General features: G+C 61.6%; 14 protein-coding genes and 1 pseudogene. 3 read left to right on the top strand and 12 right to left on the bottom strand.

Annotation, left to right across the window (positions count from 1 at the left end; translation table 11 throughout):
- The 6 genes and pseudogenes from BMY45_RS28295 to BMY45_RS01195 all read right to left on the bottom strand — a co-directional run.
- Positions 1–207, bottom strand: a pseudogene (locus BMY45_RS28295) (heme utilization protein); the annotation flags it as partial.
- A gap of 302 nt (positions 208–509) precedes the next feature.
- Positions 510–1,829 carry an MFS transporter gene (locus BMY45_RS01215; protein WP_092393475.1) on the bottom strand — a complete coding sequence of 440 codons (1,320 nt, stop codon included), beginning with the start codon at positions 1,827–1,829 and terminating at the stop codon, positions 510–512.
- Between the two features lie 297 nt (positions 1,830–2,126).
- A complete protein-coding gene (locus BMY45_RS01210; RefSeq protein WP_092393472.1) occupies positions 2,127–3,272 on the bottom strand; it encodes a CfaE/CblD family pilus tip adhesin in 1,146 nt (381 codons plus the stop codon).
- Positions 3,269–5,956, bottom strand: a complete 2,688-nt coding sequence (locus BMY45_RS01205) for a TcfC E-set like domain-containing protein (protein WP_092393469.1) — start codon at positions 5,954–5,956, stop codon at positions 3,269–3,271. Before BMY45_RS01205 ends, BMY45_RS01210 begins: the two co-directional genes overlap by 4 nt.
- Positions 5,957–6,021: 65 nt before the next feature.
- Positions 6,022–6,519, bottom strand: coding sequence for a CS1 type fimbrial major subunit (locus BMY45_RS01200; protein ID WP_092393466.1), 498 nt, complete (start codon positions 6,517–6,519; stop codon positions 6,022–6,024).
- A gap of 86 nt (positions 6,520–6,605) precedes the next feature.
- Positions 6,606–7,361: a fimbrial protein TcfA gene (locus BMY45_RS01195; RefSeq protein WP_092393463.1), complete on the bottom strand. Its 756-nt coding sequence runs from the start codon at positions 7,359–7,361 to the stop codon at positions 6,606–6,608.
- A gap of 334 nt (positions 7,362–7,695) precedes the next feature.
- Between BMY45_RS01195 and BMY45_RS01190 the strand changes: the two genes are divergently transcribed.
- Positions 7,696–8,025, top strand: coding sequence for a hypothetical protein (locus BMY45_RS01190; protein WP_143071594.1), 330 nt, complete (start codon positions 7,696–7,698; stop codon positions 8,023–8,025).
- 117 nt (positions 8,026–8,142) lie between these two features.
- Here BMY45_RS01190 and BMY45_RS01185 read toward each other — a convergent pair whose 3' ends face one another.
- From BMY45_RS01185 to BMY45_RS01160, 6 genes are all read right to left on the bottom strand, one after another.
- Positions 8,143–9,483, bottom strand: a complete 1,341-nt coding sequence (locus BMY45_RS01185; RefSeq protein WP_092393457.1) for a sigma-54-dependent transcriptional regulator — start codon at positions 9,481–9,483, stop codon at positions 8,143–8,145.
- A complete protein-coding gene (locus BMY45_RS01180) occupies positions 9,476–11,242 on the bottom strand; it encodes a sensor histidine kinase (protein WP_092393453.1) in 1,767 nt (588 codons plus the stop codon). Before BMY45_RS01180 ends, BMY45_RS01185 begins: the two co-directional genes overlap by 8 nt.
- A 78-nt stretch (positions 11,243–11,320) precedes the next feature.
- Positions 11,321–14,134, bottom strand: coding sequence for an RHS repeat-associated core domain-containing protein (locus BMY45_RS01175; protein WP_092393450.1), 2,814 nt, complete (start codon positions 14,132–14,134; stop codon positions 11,321–11,323).
- Between the two features lie 146 nt (positions 14,135–14,280).
- Positions 14,281–17,013 (bottom strand): RHS repeat domain-containing protein, encoded by a 2,733-nt coding sequence (locus BMY45_RS01170; RefSeq protein ID WP_092393447.1) that lies wholly within the window; start codon positions 17,011–17,013, stop codon positions 14,281–14,283.
- Positions 17,014–17,047: 34 nt separating this feature from the next.
- Positions 17,048–21,529: a SpvB/TcaC N-terminal domain-containing protein gene (locus tag BMY45_RS01165; RefSeq protein WP_092393444.1), complete on the bottom strand. Its 4,482-nt coding sequence runs from the start codon at positions 21,527–21,529 to the stop codon at positions 17,048–17,050.
- Between the two features lie 314 nt (positions 21,530–21,843).
- Positions 21,844–23,367: a fumarate hydratase gene (locus BMY45_RS01160; RefSeq protein WP_092393441.1), complete on the bottom strand. Its 1,524-nt coding sequence runs from the start codon at positions 23,365–23,367 to the stop codon at positions 21,844–21,846.
- 526 nt (positions 23,368–23,893) lie between these two features.
- Here BMY45_RS01160 and BMY45_RS01155 point away from each other — a divergent pair.
- Positions 23,894–25,000, top strand: coding sequence for a GGDEF domain-containing protein (locus BMY45_RS01155; protein WP_092394876.1), 1,107 nt, complete (start codon positions 23,894–23,896; stop codon positions 24,998–25,000).
- Entirely contained in the window at positions 24,993–25,928 is a 936-nt protein-coding gene (locus BMY45_RS01150) for an iron-sulfur-binding ferredoxin reductase (protein WP_092393438.1), read from the top strand. The genes BMY45_RS01155 and BMY45_RS01150 overlap by 8 nt, the downstream gene beginning before the upstream one ends.
- Positions 25,929–25,949: the final 21 nt, after the last annotated feature.

Genomic DNA, 25,949 nt, shown 5'->3' with positions numbered 1-25,949 from the left:
AGTGTTCGAGCCGGTGCGGTCGAAGCCGTCTTCAGCGATAGCGTTCGAGCCGGTGCGGTCGAAGCCGTCGGCGGCAACAGTGGCGGCGCCGGTACGGTCGTAGCCGTCAGCGGCAATGGCTGACTGGGTGCGTTCGAAGCCATCGGCGGCAAAGGTGTTGGCGGCCAGTACGGACAGGGTCAGGGCGAGGATCAGTTTGGTTTTCATGGTCGTTCTCCAAAGTGGTTGGCGTTGATCGCCTTAGGTGTGGAATTCATATTACGCCTGTTAATTTGATTAAAAAGCGCAAAAAAACGCTTAAATAAATCGTATTTATCGATGTATTAAAGGATGTTATTGACCGGCGATAAACCTCATCACTGGCGTAGGGCAATAGCGTCTTGTTGAGGATGAGCATGCAGAGCAGGCATTAACCAGAGATTAATGTCGGATAAATCTTCAGACACACAGCACAAAAAAAGGGGCGAACCCGTTCAGGTTCGCCCCTTTCATGTGTGCGTGTCCGTCAATCAGTCGGTCAGGATCCGCGAATGCTTGCGAGTGTCTTTCATGGTGATGTAGACCTGCAGCGACACCGCGATACACGCCGTCACGTACCAGTAGTAGCCGGTTTCCATGCCGATGCTCTTGAACCACAAAGCGATGTATTCAGCGGTGCCGCCGAAGATCGATACGGTCAAGGCGTACGGCAGGCCGACGCCCAGGGCGCGGATTTCGGTGGGGAACAGCTCGGCTTTCACCACAGCGTTGATCGAGGTGTAGCCACTGACGATGATCAGCGCGGCCATGATCAGGAAGAACGCGCCCCACCAGGTCTGGACGGTGTGCAGGGTGGTCAGGATCGGCACGGTGAACAGCGTCCCCAGGATGCCGAAGGCAATCAGGATCGGCCGCCGACCGACTTTATCTGACAAGCCGCCGATCACCGGTTGCAGGCACATGAACAGGAACAGTGTGGCGGCGGAAATGGTGGTGGAGTCGGAAATGCTCATGCCGACAGTGTTGACCAGGTATTTCTGCATGTAGGTGGTGTAGGTGTAGAACGCCAGGGTGCCACCCATGGTCAGGCCGACCACCGTCAGCAATTCTTTTGGATGGCGCATCAAGGTGCGCATGGCGCTTTCCTTGGCTTTTTCCTTTTTGGTAAACGACTCGGTTTCTTCCATGCCGCGACGCAGATACAACGCCACGATCGCGCACAGCGCGCCGATGGCGAACGGAATGCGCCAGCCCCAGGCATACAGCTCTTCGGTGGTCAGGAAGCGTTGCAATACGATCAGCACGCCCAGGGCAATGAGCTGGCCGGAGATCAGGGTCACGTACTGGAAGCTGGAGAAGAAGCCGCGACGCTCCTTGGTGGCCATCTCGCTCAGATAGGTTGCCGAGGTGCCGTATTCACCGCCCACCGACAGACCCTGAAGCAAACGGGCCACGACCAGCAGGATGGGCGCACCGACGCCGATGGTTTCATAGCCGGGGCTCAGGGCGATGATCAACGAACCGAAGCACATCAGGTACACCGAGGCCATCAGTGCCGCCTTGCGCCCGGCGCGGTCAGCGTACAGGCCCATCAGCCAGCCACCGATCGGGCGCATCAGAAAGCCCACGGCGAAGATCGCGGCGGTGTTGAGCAATTGGGCGGTGGTGTCGCCCTTGGGGAAGAAGACTTTGGCGAAGTACAACGAGAAAGCGGCGTAGACGTACCAGTCATACCACTCGACCATGTTGCCGATCGAACCGCTGAAAATCGACTTGATCCGGCTGGCGGTGGTTCTTTCACGGGCGGGCGCGGCAGCCGACCCGAGGGGAAGGGTATTGGAGTTATCCATTGAAGGATCCTTCGTTTAATTGTTTTTGTGGAGCGCGTGGAAACGCAGCCTGACAGGGCTATAGCAGGAGCTGTGCCAGATGGGAGAGGGCCGGATTAGAGGGGTTTGCTGCGCTAGGTGAGCGGAAATCCGCTTATTCTGACTGTGGGATGAGCGAAACTTCGCTCATTCAGAAAGGGATATTTGTCGATACTGGCCTCATCGCGAGCAGGCTCGCTCCCACAATGGTTTTGTGTACACAGATCCACTGTGGGAGCGAGCCTGCTCGCGATGGCGCCCATTCAGGCTCTAGAAAGCTCAGGGCGAAGTCGTCGAAGGCGTGAATTCCAGCTTCAACTCGCCGCGATACTGGCCGGTGTTCTTGTCGATCTGATTGAAGGGCGGTGTGTCCAGGGTAATCGGCCATGGCGTGCAGACCACCGGGAAGGGCACGTTGGGCAGGCGTACGGCGCGGATATCGGCATCATTGATGCCGGTATGGTTCACCGCTTGCCCTGACACATGCTGGGTCTCGCCGAGGTTGGCGGTGCGCGTGCGAACCCGGTATTCGATGCGGTTACGCTCGCCTGTGCCGCCGGAGGTGTGGTGCACGAAGAAACGGCCCTCCATGCCGGGCACCGGGTTTGTGCCGGTTACCCGGATTTCATAGCGCTGGCTGTTGGCGTTGTAACCATCGTAGAGGCAGGCATCGACGACGGTCTGGCCGGAGACGATACCGCCCGGTCCGGTGCTTAAAGGCCGGGTACGCAGGTTCAGGTCCACTTGCGGAGTGCTGATGCCGTAGGCGGGCAGGTAGATCTGCATATTGTTGTTGTCGGTGACGTCCAGTTTGAAGTCGACGGTGTAGGTATGGGCGGCCCCGATAGGCTGCGAGTAAAACCGCCTGAGCTTTATGACCAACTGCGCCGTCCAGATGCCACCGGAGGGCAATTTGGCGAGTTCTGAGCGAGGAATCCACAGGGTGGAGGCCGTGCCCGTCACATCTACCCCCTCGCAGTTCCCGGATGAGGTTGAGGTCAGCATCCAGATGCTTTCTCCCCACGTCCCACAGGGACTGTTGAGCGGGTGTCTGCGTATGATGTTGCCCTTGACAGTCAAAACCGTGGAGAGTCGGCTGCGTTTTTCCGTGAAACGCAGCGGTATATCGGTGGTGCCATACCTTCCTCCGGCAGTGGTCAGGCACTGGCCTGTCGCGGGATCGGTGTTGGACAGACAGACAAAATGCATTGTCCTATAGCTTGAATGTTCCACAGGCTGTTCGTGCCAGCCGTGGATCATCCGCGTCCAGATGTAATGATCGGCGGGCGGTGCCGAGCGGTCGAACTGGAGCATCTCGGATTGATAGTGGTTGCCGGGATGGATGTCCCCGAGTGCCGGCAGCGCAGCGAACGCGCCAATCAGTACGCTCAGGCGGCAAGCCCAACGGTGGAAGATCGAAGTCATGGCTGGTTTCTCTTGTCTGGCGATAACGCGGCGCTGCGGCGTGCCGTCCAGCGCCCCAATCGATCGGGGTCGTTCAGGTCTTTCGGCAATGCGTCCAGGGTGGTGCTGTGACAGGTGAGCGTGCCGACCCGGCGCAAGCTGCTGCGCGCAGCTGCTGACTGCACGGCGCAGGCATGCACCCCGTTCAGGTCAAGGGCGAACAACGGTTGCGGGTGTTTGTTGAGATCGACGACGAAGCTGCCGTCCTCGGCGGTTTCCATCATTGCCGCGTTGAGAATGGCCGCCTGTGCCAGCGGTTGTCCCTGGGCGTCCACCAAGCGGCCGACGTAGGTGTAGCTGATACTGGATTCGATATGTTGTACCGCCAGTTTGCCCGGTTGCAGGAACCAGTCGCGGCTGCCGTTACCCACATTCACCGAGCTCAGATTCTGGCGTGATGCATCGGCGTCGCTGATCCGGGTTTGAGAGGTCTGGAAACCGTTGACGGGAATCAGCCGCTTCTCGCCAAAGCCGATGCTGGTCGGGGCGCCGTAGCCGCCACTGACCTTGGCAGCAGCGCCGTTTGCATTTTCCATCGGTGCCGCGACGATGCCCACGGCGGCCCCCGGACCGGTGCCGCCCTGACCCGGGCCCCAGAAGAAACCCTCGCGTCCCAGGGCCAGGGAAGAGGAATGGTTGCCGCTCAAACCGGGCCGTGAGTGCTGCCGGTCCCCGCCGCGCTGTGACACGGCCAGGCTCGTCTCGCCCCAGTTTCGCTCGACCCGACCGGCCAGTTCGGCGTCCCAGCGGCCGAGGTCATCGTAACCGACGCCGGTGTTGACTTCGTTCCTGCCTTGTTCGCTGTCCCAGGCATTGGTTTGCGCCAGGCTGGTACGAATGCTGTCACTGGCGTGCTGCTCGCGACGCGCGTCCAGGCCGACACTGCGGTGACGGAAGCCGCCGGAGGTCGAACGCTCGTTATGTGACAGGCTAAGGCTCAGGTACAGGCCGTGCTCGGTCGGCCGGCTCCCGCTCTCATTGCGAAACGCGCCAACGCGGTGGATCAAATGGTATTGACCCAGGCTATGCCCGCGAGAAAAGCCCAATTGCAGGGTACGGGCCCAGGTCGCGGTCGTCAGTTCGTTTGTCAGGTCAGGTTCGCCAGGCAAGACGTTCCAGTAGTACGACGGATTCACCTGGGCATAGCGGTTATAGCTATAGCCGCCACTGACGGTGCCCCCGGCCAGCGGCATTGATGCGCTGGCGGTCAAAGACTCGTTGCAGCCACTTTGTTGGTAGGCGCGGCGGGTGTGTTCGCAGGACGGGCTGCGCAGCGAATAGCGGTACAGGTTCCAGGAAAGACCATGGTTGAACGTCAGTTGTTGGCTGTTGCCAGTCGCCCCGTCATTGCCCTTTAAAATGGCAGCCGACAGCGACCAACTGCTGGCGCCCAGTGTACCGGCCCAGTCCAGGCGGCTTTCGTTGTAGAAGGCGGTGTCCAGCCACGTCACCCCACTGGTGAGCGCCAGGTTGTCCAGCAGTGGCATGCGCAGGCCGGTCTGCGCCACGGCGGCGGGGTCCTGTTCGTACAGGGAGTGTTCAGCCGTGCGCCCGCCTTGCAAGAACCATTGCACGGTATCGTCACCCAGGCCATTGCCGTCGGTGCGGCTGAAGGGCACGGTTTCAGTACGGGTCACCTGGCCGTTTTCGATCACCCGCAGGGTCACCGGATAGCTGCCGTTGGGAAAGGTCCGGGTGTCGACGTTCTGTACGCCGGCATCCAGGTAGGAGGTGGACAGCAACTCCGTACCGCGGAACGCATCGACGCGGGCGCGCTGGGTCAGGATCAGTGAAACGGGTGTGCCTTGCCCGACGACTTCGCGATTGAGATAGGCCAGGGTGGTGCCGACGCGGGCACCGTCGATACGGCCCAGCGGCAGCAGGCTGAAATTGAAGTTGCCGCCTTCGGCGCTGGACAGGTTACTCATGTCCATGCGGCCGGCCTGGGCATAATGTTCGCGGTCGAAGTCCTGCCGGTAATAGGCGTTATTGAACTCCAACTGACTGTTGCTGCCTCGTTTGCTCTGGTTGGCCTGATAGTTCCAGGTAAACCCTAAATGGCTGTCTTCGCCGAGCCCGAGCGCGCCGAGGCCGCTGGCACCCAGGGCGCGGTAGCTGTCGGACTGGGCAATGTTGATGTTCTGCCGATGGACCAAGGCATTTTGCGCCTCGCTCGGGGTGTGTAGTCGCAGCGCCGAAGCGTCGCTGGCCGGCAACCAGTCCTTGCGCAGGAGCACCTGTAGACGGGCACCGGCTTCGTCGAGAATCACCGCCAGCGCTTCGGTTTCGAGGTAGCCGCAACTCGCCTCGCTGGTCAGGCCGTAGGAACAGGCCAACTGGCTGTTGCTGGGTAAGGGCTGCGACAGCAACGACGTCAGTTCCTGGACGGAAGCCGATGCGCCTGCCTCGACCAGCAGGGCCGCGATTCGCCCGGGTTGCTGGAACTCGACCCGGCCGGGCCGCACCATGACCGGGTGCAGGCCGAGGTTACGGTTTAGCAGTTGGAGCTCGAGTTGTTCCACTTGACCCTCGACCAAGGCTTCGAAGCCGGCCGGCACCTGAGCCAGGGTGTCGGTCGCGGCCCAGGCGCCTTCGGCCAACGCCCATGCAAGGGAGATGGAGATAGCTGTGAAGTGGCGTTTCATACGTGGCCTTGATGCAGAAAAGGGGGTACGACGACGCCGTACCCCCTTGGGAGGAACGGTTGTGGTTACGGTTGCTGAGTCAGTACCAGGCTGACGATGCCTTCATAGCGGCCAGCGTTTGCGATAGCGCCAACGGTGGTTTGCTTGATCTCCAGCATCTGCTCGATCGAGCCGCTGGTAGGGTCGCCACCCGGGAACAGATCAGCAGCCGACAAGGCAACGCCAGTGGTGCTCAGCGCTCGGCCACCAAAGGTGACAGAAAGCGGAACGGCGGTGGAGGCCGGGTTGGTCATGTTGGCCAGGACGGGGCTGGTGATCAGCCTGATCGTCATGTCCTTATCGGTGTCATTGCTGAAAACCCGGGTGCCCAGGCGCGTGGGCTGCAGACCCGCACCTGGCAGGTAGTTCATTTCCATCGATGGCGGCAGGGCACTGCCATCGGATTGGAGCAACTCCAGCGTCGGATCGACATCGGCATAGACCAGGATGCTTTTCTCAACCGCCTGGACAGGCAACGAGGCCAGCGCGACCAGTGCCAACGGGGCGAATTTGAGCAGTTTCATGGGGTGTTTCCTCTTTTCTATGGGTGAACGGGGGCCCAGCCATGTGTAGGCACATGGCTCAGGTCGATAAGAGTTGTTTTGGGGGGCTACGGCAGCACAGCGAGCGTGCGCGGTCGTTTGTCGTCACTGGTCACAAAGCGCATGAGCAGGTTGCCCTTGGCGCCGGCTGCCTGGACAGGAAGCGTGCTACCCGGATACAGACTGCGATTGACATCGTTCCAGATGCAGTCTTTTTCGCCCTTGGCGTCGGTACAGCTTCCGAGTTGCAATACACCGATGCGTACGTTGCCGTCATTGCGTAACGCGTCGCCGCTTTGTTGCAAACCGACGCTCATCTGACGGTCATCGGGGAGCAGGCGCACCAGCGCCCCCCAGATCAGGTTTACCCCGATTTTCGGTTGTATGCCTTCCGGGCCATCATCTTCCGTTGCCAGATCCTGGGGGGCGGCCACCGGCTCGAAATAGACCCGGTAAACGGTTTCCTCGCTGGGCATCGCCTGCGCGATAATCCGCACCGTGCGGCTGGCGCCGGGAGCGAGTACCGTGCGTTGCGGCGAAACGACGATACCCAGCGTATCGGCCGGAGACAGCGGGCTTTCGTGCTCATCCGGCGTGCCGGGGCGCTGAATCTGGACCACACTGACCTTGATGTACTGCACCTTGTCCGACTTGGAGTGCAGCTGGATCTGTCCAATACCGTCCTGTTCGACGCCGATGGTGCTGGTCATCGGATAGACCACCAGATTGGCGGCCGCCGGCGACGATAAGCCGAAGCCCAGCATCAGAAGCGCCAGCTTGCTCAAGGCAGCCCAACGCTTGGTAAACGTTTGATTCAAATCCATGTCAGACCTCAAGTAAAAGAGCTTAAAACTCAACGTTGTTCAACGCGTCTGGTGAAGCGCTCCAGCCTTCGATGATGGTCGGCGGCGATAGAGAAGAGTCTCACGACAAGAGGCGAGCTATATTTACGACACTTCCTTTTGTGCTACAGATGCTTCTCTGTTCCATGTAGGAAATTTCCAGAGTAGATTCCAGCCCTGACGCTCCGACACGCTTGCTCCCGTGACATGAGGCGATTTCCCGGGTGTACAGCGTCGGCACGGGCCATGGTGGTGACTCCTGTGAGGCAAAGATGATGGCTGTTTGTCTGAATTATTTTGGTGGGATAGTTACACCATGTCAATAGATTTGGTGGGATATATCCACGTTCGTTTGCGCGAGGAGATTGACCGTTGTGGTTTATCGTTGGCCGCGGCGTCCCGTGCCGCGGGTGAATCCAGCCCGCAGCGTTTGAAAGAAGTGGTGTCGGGGCGGCAGAAATGCCCGGCCGATCTGGTGGCGAAGTTGGCGGTTATCGGCGTGGACGCGCAGTACGTCCTGGTCGGTGAGCGCGCTCAAATCGCCAAACCGCCATTGGCGCCTGATGAGGAAATGCTGCTGGAGGCCTACCGGGCCATGGATGTGGCCGACCGGAAACGAATGCTCACTGGCTTGATTTCGGGCTAGCGGGCGGCTTCATCGCGAGCAGGCTCGCTCCCACATTTCGATCTGTATACGCATCACCCTGTGGGAGCGAGCCTGCTCGCGATGAGGCCAGTACCGTCACCCGAAAAAACAGCCACCTTACAAAAACATCTCCCGACTCAACCCGTGCCGTTGCATCTTTTCATTGAAGGTGCGACGCGGCAGCTGCAATTCCTCGAGCACTGCTTTCACATCGCCCTTGTGCCGCGTCAGGGCGGCGCGCAGGCATTGAGCTTCGAAGGCTTCCTGCCGGGCGGCGAGGGACTGGCCAGGTTCGGTGTCCAGTACCGGGGGTTGATCCAGTCCCAGCAGGTGACGCTCGGCGACGTTGGCCAGCTCACGCACATTGCCCGGCCAGTCGTGGCCGAGCAAATGGCTCAACTGCGCACCGCTCAGCGGCACGGCGGGGCGGCCCAGGCGTTCGGCGGCGTTGTGGGTGAAATGATCGAACAACAAAGGAATGTCCTCGCGCCGTTCACGTAACGGCGGCAGGCGCAGCTCGGCGATGTTCAGACGATAGGCCAGGTCTTCGCGAAAGCGTCCGGCGCGGGCTTCATCGAGCAGGTCGGGCTTGGTGGCCGCGATGATGCGCAGGTCCACATGGATACTCTGGTTCGAGCCCAGGCGTTCGAGCTTCTGTTCCTGCAACACCCGTAGCAACTTGACCTGTTGGGCCAGGGGCATGCTCTCGATTTCATCGAGGAACAGCGTGCCGCCGTCGGCATATTCGAGCTTGCCGATGCGCTTGCCCTGGGCGCCAGTGAAGGCGCCGCTTTCATGGCCGAACAGTTCGGCCTCGAACAGCGGTTCGGGAATGGCCGCGCAGTTCAATGCCACGAAAGGTTTGGCCGCCCTGGGACCGAAGTCGTGCAGGCAACGGGCGACCAACTCCTTGCCGCTGCCGGTTTCGCCGCGGATCAACACGTTGACCGGCAGTGTCGCCAGGTCCAGCACCTGGCGACGCAGGTTTTGCAGCGCCCGTGACACCCCAAGCAATGTCCCGTCGAGCTTGTCCTTGACGTCGGCCTGCTCATGCAGGCGACGGTTCTCCAACACCAGCGTGCGCTTGTCCAACGCCCGGCGCAGGCTGCCGAGCAGAGTTTCGGGGGTGAAGGGCTTTTCCAGGAAATCGTAGGCGCCGTCGCGCATGGCTTCCACGGCCATCGGCACGTCGCCGTGGCCGGTCAACAGGATCACCGGCAGGTCCGGGTCGCGTCGCTGCACTTCGGCCAGCAGCTCCAGGCCGCTGAGCCCGGGCATGCGCACATCGCTGACGATCACCCCTGGAAAGTTGCCTGGCAATTGCGCCAGGCACTCTTCGGCGCGACTGAACAACTGCACTTCGAAACCCGACAGGCTCAACCATTGCTCCACGGCGCTGCGGATGCTGGCCTCGTCGTCGACGACAATGACCTTTTTCAATGTGCAAGGGTTAAGCATGTAACTGCGCCTCCTGATCGATCGGCAAGGTCACGCAGAACTGCGCGCCGTTTTCATGGTTGTCGGCTGTCAGTCGTCCACCCGATTCATGAATGATTGCAAAGGAAACCGCCAGGCCCAAGCCCAGGCCATCGCCCACCGCCTTGGTGGTGAAGAATGGGTCGAACACCTGGCTCAGGTGTTCCTCGGCAATCCCGGTGCCGCTGTCACTGACCGTCAGGCGCCACAATTGCTCATCGGCTTCAAGGCGCACTTCCAGGCGTTTGATCGGCTGGCCGGCCATGGCGTCGAGGGCGTTGCGCAGCAGGTTGATCAGTACCTGTTCAAGACGGATGGCGTCGCCACGCACCCACGCCGGGCGCGTCAGGTGCAGCACCGTACTGACCTGTTCGTCGCGTAGGCGTGTGTCCAGCAGTTGCAGGGCCTGATCCACCACCTCCGCCAGGTCGAGGCGTTCGCGCAGGCCGCTGGGGCTTTTGCGGGCGAAGGTCTTCAGGTGGCCGGTGAGGGCGGCCATGCGGGTCAGCATGTCGTCCAGGGGTTTGATGGCCTTGTAGGCATCATCGACCCGACCGTGATCCAGCAACAGGCGCAGGGTTGCCAGCTGCATGCGCTGGGCCGTCAGCGGTTGGTTGATTTCATGGGCCAGGGCCGCCGACATCTGTCCCAGGGCCGCGAGTTTGGCCGATTGCACCAGCCCGTCCTGGGCGGTGCGCAAATCCCGGGTGCGTTCTTCCACCAGCCGTTCGAGTTCTTCACGGCTGCGCTGGCGCAGCTTCGCCAGGCGCCAGCGCTGGTTGAGAAACAGCAGCAGAAACACCAGGGCCAGCCACAACCCGGCGGCGGCGAGCGCGGCGTTGCGACGGTCTTCGAAGGCGGTCTGCGGTCGGCGCAGCAAGTGCAACGTCCAGCCTTCGGTGGTCAATGGCAGGGATTCCCACAGGTAATCCACGGGGCCGTCGGGGGCCTCGACCCGGGCCAGATGACTGTTGTCGTCAAAGCGTCGCAGCGGCTCAACGGCCAAGGGTTGCAGCGGTTGCTTGTCGTATTGGCGAGTGGCCTTGAGCTCGGTGTGATCGCTGTCGGTCAACGGCTGCAAATGGCGATAACGCCAGCCCTCTCGGTTGGCGATGAAAATGATCCCCCGGGCATCGCTGACCAGCAGGGTGTCGCTGCCCTGACGCCATTCGCGTTCCAGCTCGGGAAATTCCAGCTTCACCACCATCGCGCCGAGGAACTCACCGTTGTCGTTGGTCACGGCGCTGGACAGGAAGTAGCCCGGAATGCCACTGGTCACGCCCACCGCATAAAAGCGCCCGGTGCCCTGGGTCCGGGTCTGGAGGAAGTACGGCCGAAAGCCATAATTGTGCCCGACATAACTGCTGGGCAGGCGCCAGTTGCTGGCCGCGACGGCCAGGCCGGTGTGGTCGAGCAATTCCAATGTGGAAGATTTCGCGGCGCCGTTGATCTGTTCCAGTTTGCGATTCAGCGCGTCCTGTTGCGCGGTGCTGACCGGCCCCTTGAGGGCCGAGCGTAACTCGGGGTCCAGCGCCAGCACGGCGGGCAGGGCGCGGTAGCGTTCGATCAAGGTATGCAGGGAGTTGGCGTACAACGCCAGCTGCTGGTTCGCACGGCTGGCATCCTCCTCCAGAGCCTGGCGTTCGGCGTGGCGCACGGCCAGGGTGGCGGCAATGATGGCGCCCATGAGGATTAGCAAGGTATACAACGACAGACGCAAGGGACGAGGCATTGCCGGCATTGGACTGTTTCGAGGACTGGACAGGACAGGCACGATAGCACGCCGTCTGCCTGCCGTGATGCGCCCCGGCCCCAGAGGCTATCTGAGCATGCTTTGGGTCAATTTCAACTGGCCGATGGTCACCTCCATTCTCTTTCTCAGGGTTTGAGGTGTGTCACCGCTCGACGCTCCAAACATTTTACTGAGCGGCTGGTAAGTATTGATTGCGCCCGTTTCAGCCTGGGCAAACAGCGCATCAATGTAGTCCATCTGTGCGTTCAACACCTCGATCATGCCGTTGATGTGCGTATCCGCCCGGGCGATTTTGGCGTCGGTGAGTTCGTGACTGGCGGCGCCAATTTCATGAATGATCTCAATGGTTCCCAACACAGTGCCAATCACCGCGCCTATTTCACTGGCGCCGAGGGTGCCTGTGGCTTTGAGCGCTATTTTGCTGCCCGTGCTGGTCACCTCTTTTCCCGCTTTCAAGACGCTTTTCTGCGTCGGCGCGCTCACAGCATGGGACAGATCCCGGGCTTTTGCCTTGGCGTAGTGAAAGAGGTCGAGATTTTTGTATTCGCCTTTCTTGACGATTTTGTCAGGGTCCAGCTTGCGGCTCTTGAAGTTGACCGCTGCGCTCAGACTCAGCCGTTCCAGCGCATAATCCAGGCCGATGCTGACCGCTTTGCCGGTGGCAAATCCCAGCGCGGCGCCTACGACGATACCGGGTGGCCCTGCGACGCTGCCCAGCGCCGCGGCGCCGATGCCCACGGCGACACCTGCTCCATAGCTGACGGCCTGGGCTCCGACATGAGCCCCGACGCGCACGGCGGCGGCCTGGGTGTGTGCCGATGCCGAGCGATGGCTGGCCAGTTGCGTTTGCGCCTCGCTGGCCCGGCGCGAAGTCAGCTTCATGATGTCGGTGAACTTCCGGATTTCCTTGTTCAGTCGGTTGCGCTTTTTCCACTGCTCCCAGTAGGCAGCGGTCTGCGCCTTCCTGGCATCCCGCTGCGCCGGCGTCTCTACGATCAACCCTTGGTCATCGGTAAACGTCATCGGGTTATTGGCGACAAAACCATAGAGATTCAACCCATCCACATCACCCGCCGGGTCCGCGCCGACCCAACGCTGCAGCCACGGCGCGTAGTAGCGCGCACCGTAGTAATACAGCCCGCTGGCGTCCAGTTCCTTGCCGCAATAACGCAAGGTCTTGTAGTCGACTTCAATGCTGGAGCGGGCGGCGTGCCAGGCGGTGCCGCCAAAAGGGTAGTAGTGTTCACGGCTGATCAAACTGCCGTGGCGGTCCAGTTCCAGGGTGCTGGAACCCAGGTGATCGTCGAGGCTGTAGCGCAGTTGATCAGCTTCGATGCCGCTCGGCTGGCCAGCCTCCCAGTGCAGGCAGCGAACGCTGCCGTGAGCCAACGAACAGGTGAGCACGTGCAGCTGTTCGCCGTGGTTGCTTGTGCGGATCTCAAGACCTGGCAAATAGCGTGTCTGGCGGTGAGTGCTGGCGGTGGTGTGGGTCCTGCTGACCCGCTCGCCCTGGCTGTACAGATAGGTTTCGTCATCGTCCGACACCCCGTTGTCGCGTTTGAGCAGCGTGACCTTACTGAGCTGGTCGCGGGCGTCCCACACCAGCGCCTGTGCGCCGCGTTGCAGGTGCAGCGGGTTGCCATGGGCATCGAACAGCGCGTCGAAATCCGGTTCAGGGTCGCCTTCGGCCCAGCGCACGCCGCGGTTGCTGTGGGGGTCGATACGCAGTACCTGCGTGTGGTTGTTGCCTTCGCGAACATGCCGCAGTCGGATCAGGTTGTTGCCGGTGTCGTAGTCATACAGCTGGGTGTAATTGAAGCGGTGCCCGGTGTCGATGGGCACGAGCGGCTCGGGTAATCCTGGATGCAGGTGCGGTGTCTCGCCCTCCAGACCACTGGCGCTGATCAAACGGTAGAGCGAGTCGTAGGTGAAGTCGCGATGACCGTCCACGCGCTGGTTGGCAAAGTACAGGGGGGCGACGGTCAGGTCTTCGATGCGCAGCACATTGCCCATGGCGTCGTAGAAATACGCCAGGTTCTGGTGCAGGGCTTCACCGGTTTTTCCGGCCTTGAGGGTGCTCAGCAGGTGGTTGGCCGGGTCATAGGTCCAGCGGCTGGTCAGGCCATTGGCGGTATCTTGCTGTTCGATCTGCCCTGCGGCGTTGTAGCGGGCGTCCAGCAGAATCGGTTGTGGCGCGTCATCGTCCCGAAGTTGCAGGTCCAGCTGTTTGAGCTGCCCGCAAATGTCCCGTCGCAAGAACCGCCGGTGTCCACCGGCGTCGGTCTGGCTCACGGGGCTGCCGAGGGCGTCGAAGGTTTGCTCGCAGCTGTGGGGCAGGCCATCGGCAAAACGGCGCACCTGACGCAACGGATCGCCCGTCAGGGCGTAATTGTCCAGGCGCAAGGTGCCCGAGGGATCGCTCTGCTCAAGCAACTGACCGCGCAAGTTGTAATCGGCGTTGGCCGTAGCGTCGGCGTAGATGAAGGTGTCCACACCGGCCTGGTCATTTTCCTCCATGGCCACCGGCCGCAGTTGAGGGTCATAGGCCATGCGCCAATGATTGCCGCGTTGATCCCAGCGCTGCCGGACTTCACCCGCCAGGCCCGGCAATACCAGGCCCCATCCGGCATCGACGCTGTCGGTAAGCAATGGCATGGCGCTGAGGTTGCAGAGGGTGGCCTGGTTGGGTTTGGGGGCGTGGCCGAAAAGACGAGGGTCCCATTGCTCGACGAGGTGGCCGTTGGCGTTATGGCGTTGGCGAGCGATCAGGGCGGCGACGGCAGTCGAAGCCTGACTGCGCAAGTACACCACTTGCCGCGCGGGCAGGCCACGGCCATCGACGGCGATGACGTTGGGAGTACGGTGATGGACGGTACTCATCGGTCGACGGCCTCCAGGGAATTCGTCGTTTCGATCCTGGCCTGAGGGGGGCGCTTGTAAAGCAATATAGCAATGAAAAAAACGGGCGGAACCTGTCAGGTCTGACAGCGCAGGCGCCGATGCTGCGGGCGATGGCGACCGCCGCATTACCTCTTGGACGTCCCGCCCCTGGCTTGCTTGAGCAAGAATTGATTGTCCGTGGTGCTCATTTCTTTGTACCAGGCCATGCCTTTTTGCGCCCGAGCAATGTAGTCCAGCGTGATCAGGGTTTTTCGTTCCAGGACTGAATGGTGGATGGGCGCCAACGTTTCCGGTGTCGTCAGAGGGTTGACGTTCGGCAACACATCGCCAGGGTATACGACAGATTTCCCCAGGCTTTTGAAGGCCGCTTCGGTGGCGCTCCAGCGACTCTCTACCGCGCTTTTCCACTCGGCGAGCAGGGTGTCGATCTTTTTGATTTTGACGGGGGTCAGTCCCATCTTGATGTCCTCGGCCTCTTGGGCGCGAGAGCCCAGGTTCAGCAGGTTCATCGCCGGGATAACCGAGCCGGTGACCCTGTTCAGGAAAAAACTGGTGAAATCCTGAACCGAAAAGGACAGAGGTTCGTTCTGGCCAAGCCCGATCCTGCGATCAATCGCCTCGACCGACATCGCGGATGTCTGCGGGATGAGAGGGCGCAGTACACGGGCAGTCGGGAGGCTGGCGTCGGCTAACGCAGCACCCACGTCGGCGCCTATATTTCCACCGACGAGGCCGCCCAGGTAAGGGACCTCGTTGAGCTGAGGGGATACAGCGCCGAACACCTCGGCCCCCGCATAACCACCCAAAAAACCGACCACGGCACTGACGGATTCGCCGGCCAGGTTCTTCAGCATTTCCTTGCCGATGTTTGTCTTGTGGATGACATTGTCGATTTGCGCCAGGGCGGTGGCCGATTCCGTCCCCAGTTCTGCAATGAAATCCGAGTAGTTCATGATCTGCCACTCGGCTTTGGTGGTGCCCCTGTCATCCACATAGCGCAGTGGGTTGTTGCCCACGAACCCGTAGAGGTTCAACCCATCCACATCCCCGGCCGGGTCGGCACTGATCCAGCGTTGCAGCCACGGCGCATAGTAGCGGGCGCCGTAGGCATACAGCCCGCTGACGTCCATTTCCTTGGCACCATAGCGCAGGGTCTTGTAACTGACTTCCACCTCCGAGCGCGTGCTCATCCAGGCGGTGGCACCAAACGGATAGTAGCCTTCGTGGCTGATCAGCCGGGCTTGCTGATCGAACTCCATCAGGCTTGAGCCCAGATGATCCAGCAAGCTGTAGCGCAGTTGGTCGGCGGGCATGGGCGCCGGTTTACCGGCGACCCAGTGCAAACACCGCACGCTGCCGAGTCCGACGTCCACGCTGATGACGTGCAGTTGCTCGCCAGTGTCGCGGGTGCGGATCTCCAGTCCCGGCAGATAGTGCACCGCGTGGAAGTGATGGGTGGTCGCGGTGTAAGTGTCGTGGCGCTTATAAACCCGCTGGCCCTGGCTGTAGCGGTAGTGCTCTTGATCGTCGGCGCTAGCATCACGCTTGACCAGCGTCACCGATGACAGTTGATCGCGAGCGTTCCATTTCAGCTCCCGGCCGGGCTGCGGCAGCACCAGGTTGCCGTGACGGTCGTACAGCTCATTGAATGACGGATCGGGGTCACCCGGTTCCCAGCGTATGCTCCGGTTGCTGTGTGGGTCGACGAACATCTGGCGGGTATGGCTGGCGCCTTCGCGCACATGGGTGAGCTTGATCAGATTGCCGCCATGATCATATTCGTAAGTCTGGAGATAGTTGCGCCGGTCATTGGGATCGGTCGGCTGCGGGAGGCCGGGTATGTCCGGGGGCGGGCCGTCGTCGTAACCGCTGGCGCTGAGCAGACGGTACAGCGAGTCGTAGCTGAACCGGCGATGCCCATCGACCCGCTGGTTGGCGAAGTGGCTGGGCGTGAAGGCATGGTCGAGGATGAGGGTGATGTTGCCCACCGGGTCATACGCATACTCGAAGTCTTGCAGGACCGTCTGATTGTTCAGTGCCTGTTGGCGTTGCAAGCGTCCATCGGCCGGCTCGTAGGTCCAGTGGTTGACGATGCCGTTGCTGAGCCGCTGTTCGATGATCTGCCCTGCGGCGTCATACCGAGCGTTTTGCAGCACTGGTAGCCATGGGGCCTGCTCATTGAGTTGTAACCGCGCCTGTTTGAGCTGTCCGGCCAGGTCGTATTCGGCCTGTTGCCGGTGTTCCCCGGCATCGGTCTGCTCCAGGAGATTGTCTAGCGGACCGTAGCGGTACTGGCTGACCGAGGTCATGCCGTCCTCAAAAGCCCGCGTTTCTCGTAGCAGGCGGCCGAGCAGGCTGTAGTTGTCCAGGCGCAGGGTTCCCGACGGGTCGCTTTGTTCGAGCAACTGGCCGCGCAGGTTATGACCGGCGTCGGCCGTGGCGTCGGCGTAAGTGAAGGTGTCGACCTCGGCTGCGGCCTGGCTGTGTTCCTCCAGGACTATCGGACGCAACCGCTGGTCGTAGGCGATTCGCCAATGACTGGCGCGTTGATCCCAGCGGTGCAGGGATTCATCCGCCAGTCCGGGCAACTCCAGGCGCCATCCGGCATCGACGCTGTCTGTGCGCAGCGGGTGGCCGGCAAGGTTGTAGAGGGTGTTCTGGTTGGGTTTGGGCGCGTGACCGAAAAGGCGCGGATCCCACTGTTCAACGAGGTGACCGGCTGCGTTGTGGCGCTGGCGGGAGACCAGTGCGAGGCTGGAAGGCGTGGCCTGGCTGCGCAAATAACCGACATGTCGAGCGGGCAGGCCACGGCTATCGAAGACCACCAGGTCAGGCGTGCGGGAGTGCAGCGTAGTCATCGTCCGATGGCCTGTGCTGCAGCGGGCTGTCTGCTCATCTGTCCGATTCCGGCGTGGTGTCGTTGTAATCGTGATCGCACAGGTACCACGGATGATGCACATGCCAGGCTTCATGCCCCTTGGCATTGACGACCTTGACCAGGCGTCCTGGCGGGTCGTAGAACTGCTGGTCGTGGTAGCCGTGCAGGCGCAGCGAGGCGTCGTTGACGTAGCGCCAGGCGTCGGCGAAATACGGCCGATAGACCCGCGTGACCAGCCCTTTGTTGTTGTACTCGACCCGTTCGCTGACGCGCCAGCGCGGGTCGGCCAGGTGTTGCAACGGTCGTCCGTTCTGTAGCGCCAGGGAGCCGTCCTCGGCCACGGCATAGGCCTCCCCGGGTTCGACCCGCTGCTTGGTTTGCAAGGTGCGGCCGAATCCGTCGAGGGCGCTGAGGGTGATGCGCACCTGTTGCAACGGATCGTCCGGGTAGCGATCGGCGCTCAGTACGACGCTGTGGACCGGCTCTCGGGCCGTGGCCTGGATCAGCGTCCACAACTGCTCTTGGGCGGCGGTGCGTTCGGCCAGCCGCGCCAGGTGAATGCGTGCCCAAGCGCGGACATGGCCGCTGGGCATCAAGTAACGGGCGCTGATCCACTCGTTGCGCTGCGCAAGGGAGATCTGGGCGAGGTCAAGCGCGCCCATCCAGCTGAACTCGTCGGTGCGCACGGCACTGGCGATTCTGCCCAGGGTGGCTTCGGGGTGTTCGATGGCGTAAGCCGGCGACTGGTCGTCGGGTGGCACGTAGGTGTCGATGGTATCGAAGCCCGCCGGCAGGCCATTTTCGCTGCCGAAAAACGTAATGCCCAATGGCACGCCGTCGGGGCCATACAGCGCTTGCTGCACGTTGTCGTTGGCGTCGATGATTTTCTGCGGCAACAGCGCGTGATAGTCGTATTCGACCTGGGTCGTGCAGCCGTCCGGCAGGGTAATGGCGGTGGTCATCAGGTGATAGGCATCGTACGTCAGCCTCGTAACGCCATGGCTTTGGGTTTCTTGCAGGGCGTCGATCTGGAAGAAACCGTCAAGGGATTGGTAGGTGGCAAAACCGCTCTTTTTCGACCAGAGGTTTTCGGCGGTATCTTCGTCCGGATCTTCAGGCAGAAACAGCGGCATGGGCTCAAAGCCGATTTCTTCCAGTTGCCCGCGGATGTCGAAGGGCGCTGGTACGGCGTCGTAGGCGTCCAGTGCCTGCTTGTCGAACTCGGCCGTCTCCAGCGGGCCGAGCAACGCCTGGAACGCTATATCGCCTTGGTCGTCACGCAGGTAGTTCTGTTCCTCAAGCGCAACCAATTGCCGTGCGGCTTGCCATGGTGGGGAGTCGTGATGTGCAAGGAAGGCTTCATAGCTGATCTGGCGAGGGTTGAGGCCTTGCGGCAGTTCGCCCTTGGGGCGTTGCAAGGCGTTGACCCGACTGCGCCAGGCCAGGCCCAGGCGCTGACGCCAGCCGGTTTCGTCGAACAGGTGCAGGTGCGTGGCCCGGCTCTCGACAAGGTGGAACACCTGCTGTTGTTCATCATGGGCATCGAGCCACCAGGTGTTCTCGTCTTCATCGTCGAAGGGGGGCGGATCGAGCGGCGTAAGGCGTCGGGCGTAATGGACGATGAAGCCATGAATAAGCTGGCCGTAGAGATTCCATTTCAGATTGATGCCGTGCTGGCTTTGCGGGTCGTTGGTAAAACCGTCGTATTGATGGCTGAGCGTCTCCAGTTCCAGGACCAGCAGGCTTTTGTGATGCGGATGGGGCTGGCGCAGCAGATAGCGGTGTTGCGTCACGGTGTAGGGCCGGGCCGCATCGCCCGATTCGGCGGGATGGGTTTCTGTGCGCAACACCAGGCTACCCAAGGCATAAGCCATTTCCCGGGCGGTCTCGGGGTCGGGCACGATGATCTCGTCGGCCTCGTCGCCTTCATGGAAGCGGCTCAACAGCGCCGGGCCAAGCGGCACGGCGTCATCGTCGCCGTCGAAACAGTCCTTCAGAGGCTGGTTGACGGTTCGACCGGTGTGAAACCAGGTCTTGACCAGGACCGGCGCGGTAAAGCCGGTTTCCACTTCATCCTCGGGCCGTTCGCTGTCCACTTGATACAGCCGTCCGAAGCCCCGGAACTCACGGTGATAGCCGTCGTAGTCGCCTTCGAAATAGCACAAGCGCTGGGTCAGGCAATTGCCGGTGATTTCATCCAGCTGTTGCTGACGTGCCAACAAGGGCAGGGCCATGGGCAGATAACAGGTCACTTGCTCGCCCTTCGCCCGGCGCTGTTGTTTTTCATCCAGCCAGTATTGCGCACTGCTGCGATAGGTCAGGGTGGTGCTGCAGCCCATGTTGTTGTTCGTCGCGTTGAGCAGATAGGGGCGCGCCGCGACGAAGTCATAGCGCCAATGCTTGGGCTTCATATCGGGTGACATGTGGGGCACGCTCAGCATCAGACTGGCGCAACCCAGCCCCTGCAGATCGGCCAGGGTGACCTGGCACAGATTGTCGTACCGCACGCCCGCCGGCCACGGCACCTTGACGGGAGTTTGCTCAAGGCCATTGCCGCCGTGGTTGAAGTAGATATCGAAACAGTCGCTGTTAAGGTAGATCAACGCGGGCGCCCCGGCCCCGTCCAGATCAGCGATCCGCACCCGGTCGGCGTCGAATTGGCCGTAGCTGAAGGGCAGGGGGCTCATCACAAACCCTTCGCCGAAACGACCGTGCCCCAGGTTCGGCCAGCACTTGATTTCGTCGAAGCGAATCCGGCACAGCTCGGTGCTGTCGCTGCCCAGCAAATTGCCGAACAGCACCAGCTCACTGCGCGAGTCACTGAACAATGGCAGGGGGCTGTCCGGCTCATGGGGCACATTCACCCCCGGGGCGAACCCCTGCTCGCGCAGATTGGCGTACAGCCGAACGCTTTTGGGGCCGACCATGGCCAGGGAGCGCAAGCCGTCGCCGTTCAAATCCCCCAGTTGCGCGGCGGGGTGCAGGAATTCCGTTGGAAAACGATCGAAGGGGGTGAAGGTCGACCAACTGCGGTCCGGGTTGAGGGTATAGAAACCACTCATGCCCGGCTGGGCAATGACCCAGTTGAGACGGCCGCTGCCGGTCAGGTCGGTCAGCACCTGCATCACCGCCGGGTTTTGGCTGGCGACCGGGATGCTGTCCAGGCGTGACCACGGGCCATAGCCGATGGCATCCTCATCGGGCCCGGCGCGCTCGGGTTCGCGGTAATACCAGGCATCGGTGTAGCGGCACAGAAACCCCGGCAGACCTTCGCCATACAGGTCCACGCATTGGTACTGCCGGCCGCTTTCGAGGGCGGGCATTGTCTCCAGGTCGAAGAATTTTTCGGGTGCCAGGTTCAGGTCGAAATCGGTGTACTGCAATTCGACGGGAGGGCTATCGTCGACATCGCCTTCAGCGTCCCAGTCCTGATAGTGGGCGGCCGTCAGCAGGCTGTAGCCCAGGGCGGTGGCGCTGTATTCCAGCACCAGCCGCCGGACCAGCGCAGGTTCAGTATCGGCCGTGGCGGGGAAGTGATGGAACATCAACACTTGATGACACAGGCGCCGCGTGCCGACCTCAAAACCGTATCGATAGCTGTGAAACGGGTCGCTGCGTAGCAGCCAGGGCGCCTCTTCGGGGGCTTGCCAGGAAGGTTGTTGCGCAAGATCGAGGGTGCGTTGCCCGTAGTCGAACAGCAGGTGAAAGTGCCAGTCGCGCTGGGCCGGGTCGGCCTCTTCGAAGCAGTACAAGGTGTCGCTGGCGCTGGCGTTGCCATAGCACACCCGCCGTAGGTAGCGCTGGGCACGGTAGTCGTGGGGGCCGTCCGACGCGCCGGGGTCGGCCTGGTACTCATAATAGATGTGCTCGCCTGCCGGGCTGACTTCTTCGAGCAACAACCATTCGGCGATGCGGGGTGGGTTTGGGGGATCGGGCTCAGGTTCGGGTTCGGGTTCGGGTTCGGCTTCAGGCTCGGCAATGCGCGACGCGTCGGTTTTGCCGTAGCAATACACATGGCCGTTGCTGCCCTGGACACGCCAGAACGCTGGCTGGCCGTCGGTGGGTGTCCACAGTTCATAAATATCGAAGCTGCTTTCGGTCCTGGGGTAATAACGCACCACCGAGCAAGTGGCACTGCCGGGGCCCGCCAGGGGGCGAATGAGCGGTTCGGCGTTGAGTTCGGGCCAGCGGTCAACCCCATCGGCGTCAACCATGACATCCTCATCTGCGTAGTGCGGCACACCTTTGCTGGTTTTGCGCGTGATGCTGGCGATGGAAAGCTGCATGCCGATGCCGAAGATACCGTTGCCGCCCTGGCTGCTGTAATGCAGGGCCAGCGCCGGCGTCAGGTGACGGGCGGCGGACAGGGGTAACGGCAGCTCAAAAGAACTTGCCCCGCGTGTGCCGACAGGGCCGAGGCTGTTGCCGAGGGTGGCGATAGAAGCACTGCCGGCGATGGTCGGGGTCACGATCTGGAGGGGCGTTTGTTCTGCCATCGGGATCATCTCTGTTAGCCGACGCCAGGGCGAATACCCGGCATGGCTTCAGGATGCCAAGAGATGGTCATTGGGTAACCTGTCAGATCTGACAGGTCGACGGGCCTGCCGATGAACGGCTGCGCCGTAGGAGCTGACGAGTGCAACGAGGCTGCGATCTTTTGATCTTTCGCTTCAGACTCAATCAATAAGGCAAAGATCGCAGCCTCGTTGCACTCGACAGCTCCTACAGGTGTGGGGGGCAAAACTGCGCAAAAAAAAAAGGCCGGTGGGTTTGTCGCCCACCGGCCTTTTTTATGGCGTCAACCTGCGAGTTACTGCACTTCCACTGCCAGGCTGTCGCTGATTTTCTTCTGCCAGATCGCTGGACCTGTGATGTGTACCGACTCGCCTTTGCTATCGACCGCCACGGTCACCGGCATGTCCTTGACCTCGAACTCGTAGATCGCTTCCATCCCCAGTTCGGCGAACGCCAGGACCTTGGACTTTTTGATCGCCTGAGCCACCAGGTAAGCGGCGCCGCCGACGGCCATCAGGTAGACCGCCTTGTTGTTCCTGATCGCTTCGATGGCGGTCGGGCCGCGCTCGGATTTGCCGATCATGCCCAGCAGGCCGGTCTGCTCGAGGATCTGGCGGGTGAACTTGTCCATCCGCGTGGCGGTGGTCGGGCCGGCTGGGCCTACCACCTCGTCGCCTACCGGATCGACCGGGCCGACGTAGTAGATGAAGCGACCCTTGAGGTCCACTGGCAAGGTTTCACCCTTGTTCAGCATTTCCACCATGCGCTTGTGCGCCGCGTCGCGACCGGTGAGCATCTTGCCGTTGAGCAGGACGGTTTCGCCCGGCTTCCAGCTCTGCACGTCTTCAGGTGTCAGGGTGTCGAGGTTCACCCGGCGCGCCGACGGGCCGGCTTCCCAGACGATTTCCGGGTAAGCGTCCAGCGGTGGTGCCTCCAGCGACGCCGGGCCGGTGCCGTCCAGCACGAAGTGGGCGTGACGGGTGGCGGCGCAGTTGGGGATCATGCACACCGGCAAGGACGCGGCATGGGTCGGGTAGTCCATGATCTTCACGTCGAGCACGGTGGTCAGGCCACCCAGACCCTGGGCGCCGATGCCCAGTTGGTTGACCTTCTCGAACAGCTCCAGGCGCATCTCTTCGATGCGGTTCTGCGGGCCGCGGGCCTTGAGTTCGTGAATGTCGATGGACTCCATCAACACTTCTTTGGCCATGACTGCGGCTTTCTCGGCGGTGCCGCCGATGCCGATGCCGAGCATGCCCGGTGGACACCAGCCGGCGCCCATGGTCGGTACGGTTTTCAAGACCCAGTCGACGATGGAGTCGGATGGGTTGAGCATGGCCATCTTCGATTTGTTCTCGGAACCGCCACCCTTGGCCGCCACGTCCACTTCCACGGTGTTACCCGGGACGATGGAGTAATGGATGACGGCCGGGGTGTTGTCCTTGGTGTTTTTACGCGCACCTGCCGGGTCGGCGAGGATGGAGGCGCGCAGGACGTTTTCCGGCAGGTTGTAGGCGCGACGCACGCCCTCGTTGATCATGTCGTCCAGGCTCATGGTCGCGCCATCCCAACGCACGTCCATGCCCACGCGCACGAACACGGTCACGATGCCGGTGTCCTGGCAGATCGGCCGATGGCCGGTGGCGCACATGCGCGAGTTGATCAGGATCTGCGCCATGGAGTCACGGGCCGCCGGCGATTCTTCGCGCAGGTAGGCCTCATGCATCGCCTGGATGAAATCCACGGGGTGGTAATAGGAAATGAACTGCAGGGCGTCGGCAACGCTCTGAATCAGGTCATCTTGCTTGATCACGGTCATGAGTCGCGCTCCTCTCTAAAGACGGGAACATTCAATAAGGTACCGCCCGCTTGGGTGCATCGGTCGACGGACGGCACCTCTTAAGGCACGCCGGGCATGCTGGCGCGACGCTAAAAAGGCGCGGCAGTATATCGCAGGCAGGCACCCTGTGGGAGCGAGCTGCCTTTGTGGCGAAGGGATTTATCTGTGGCGAGGGGATTTATCCCCGCTGGGCTGCGCAGCAGTCCCATAACCAGGCAACTCGGTGTGTCAGGTCGATCTCGTTCGACTGTTTTGGGGCCGCTTCGCAGCCCAGCGGGGATAAATCCCCTCGCCACAGATAAATTAAATCCCCTCGCCACAGATCAATCCCATCACCACAAGGTCCCTTTAGCATCAAACAACTGCGTCAATCTGGGCCATTGCTTTGACGCCATTTTTCTGCTCCAGAATTGAATGGTCATTTGCCCTGCACGCCACTAAAGTGGCGTCTGGCCTGTAGCGTAGGACGCCTCCTGTCAGTTCCTTTCCCATGGTGAGTCAACGATTGATCCATAACGCCATTCAACGTCTTTTGCTGAAACGCTTCGCCTTGGCGGCCGCGACTTACGCGCTGGCACTGGTGTTGTTGTGGTTGGCATATTTCAGTGGTCATTACCTCGATTCGTTGCGCGATGTCATCATCGGCAGCGTGTTGGTGGTGTTGTGCCAGGCAGGGCTGTTCGCGCTGTTTATCACCGACCGCAATCTGCGGTTCGCCGACCCCAGTCTTACGGAAATACAGGTACTGATCGGCCTGGGGTGGCAGACCTGGATGATGGCGCATCTGGACCAGGCTCGGGGCGTGTTCCTGGTGTTCTATGTGCTGATCCTGCTGTTCGGTCTGTTCCACTTGTCCCGGCGGGCCTTTGTGCGCTGCGCGATGCTGGTGTTTTTCAGTTTCACCGCCATTACCCTCTGGGACGGTTACTTCTTCAGGCTTCCTGACCCCACGCTCGCCGCGTTGCAGGTGTGCGTGCTGTTTATCGTGCTGGTGTGGCTGGTGCTCTATGCCAGTTACGTACAGAACTCGCGCCAACGCATGCGTCAGCGGCGGTTTGCCTTGCAGGCCCATCAGGACACCCTGCGCGGCATGATGCGTCAGCTGGAAGATCTGGTGGCCACGGATGAACTGACCGGCTTGTTCAACCGCCGACACTTCCTGCGCCTGGCGTCCCGTGAGCTCAATACCCTCCGGCCCAGTGTTGCCCATGGCCTGGCCTTGATCGACCTCGACCATTTCAAACGCATCAATGACCTGCACGGCCACGCCGCCGGTGATCAGGTCCTTCAGGCGTTCGCCAGCGTCGCCACGGCCTGCCTGCGCGAAGGTGACGTCCTGGCCCGTTACGGTGGCGAAGAGTTCGTCATGCTGCTGCCGGCCTGCGACCCCTCGCGGCTGACGGCCTGTTGCGAGCGGCTGCGGTTGGCATTTACTGAAGTCGAGTTGATCGGCTTGCAGGTCGGCTCCCTCAGCCTGTCAGTGGGCATGACAATGCTGGAGACGGGTGACGATCTGGACAACGCGTTGCAGCGTGCTGACCAAGCCTTGTACCGTGCCAAGCGAGACGGCCGCAATCGGTGCGCCGCCGCCTGGGAGAACGTCGATGCCTGAAGTAAAAGTCGCCGACCGGCAGTGGACGGTGGCGGCGGGCAGCAATCTGCTGGACACGTTGAATCAGGGCGGCGTGGCCGTGCCCTACAGTTGTCGCGCCGGCAGCTGCCATGCGTGTCTGGTGCAGTGCGTGAACGGTGACGTGCGCGACAGTCGGCCCGACGCCTTGAGCCCCGCGCAGCGCCAGCAAGGCTGGCGGCTGGCGTGTCAGTGCCAGGTGATCGAGGATGTGCAGATCCACACCTTTGACCCGCAACGTGACGGCCGTGCCGCCCAGGTGACGGCAGCGGATTGGCTGAGTCCCGACGTGCTGCGCTTGCGCATTATTCCTGAGCGGGCGCTGCGTTATCGGGCGGGCCAGCACCTGGTGTTGTGGGCCGGTGATGTCGCCCGACCGTATTCCCTGGCGAGCCTGCCCGAAGAAGACCGCTTCCTGGAGTTTCACCTCGATTGCCGTGAGCCCGGCCAGTTCATCGATGCGGCGCGACAGATGAAAGCGGGCGATCCGATTTTTCTCGGTGAGTTGCGCGGCGGTGCCCTGCATTACGATCCCGAGTGGCACGACAAGCCGCTCTGGCTACTGGCGGCCGGTACCGGCCTGGCACCGTTGTTCGGGCTTTTGCGCTCAGCCCTGCATCAGCATCACCAAGGCACGATTCGTCTTATTCACGTGGCCCATGATGCCGCCGGGCACTATCTGGCCAAACCCCTGGCAGCGCTGGCGGCCAAGCATCAACACCTCACCGTGGAGCTGCTGACCACGGCCGAGGCGCCGTCTGCGTTGGCGCAACTGCGGCTTGTTTCCCGGCAAACCCAGGCCTTACTCTGCGGCCATCCCGACCGGGTCGAGGCCTTTGCCAAGCGCCTTTACCTGGCTGGCCTGCCGCGTAATCAACTGCTGGCCGATGTCTTCCTGACCCGTGGTTGAGCGCTGATCTTCAGACGCGAG

The organism is Pseudomonas sp. NFACC39-1 (assembly GCF_900110355.1).
Lineage (GTDB): Bacteria > Pseudomonadota > Gammaproteobacteria > Pseudomonadales > Pseudomonadaceae > Aquipseudomonas > Aquipseudomonas tehranensis.
Note: the sequence above shows the minus strand (reverse complement) of the source record. Positions and strands in the feature narration are given on the sequence as shown.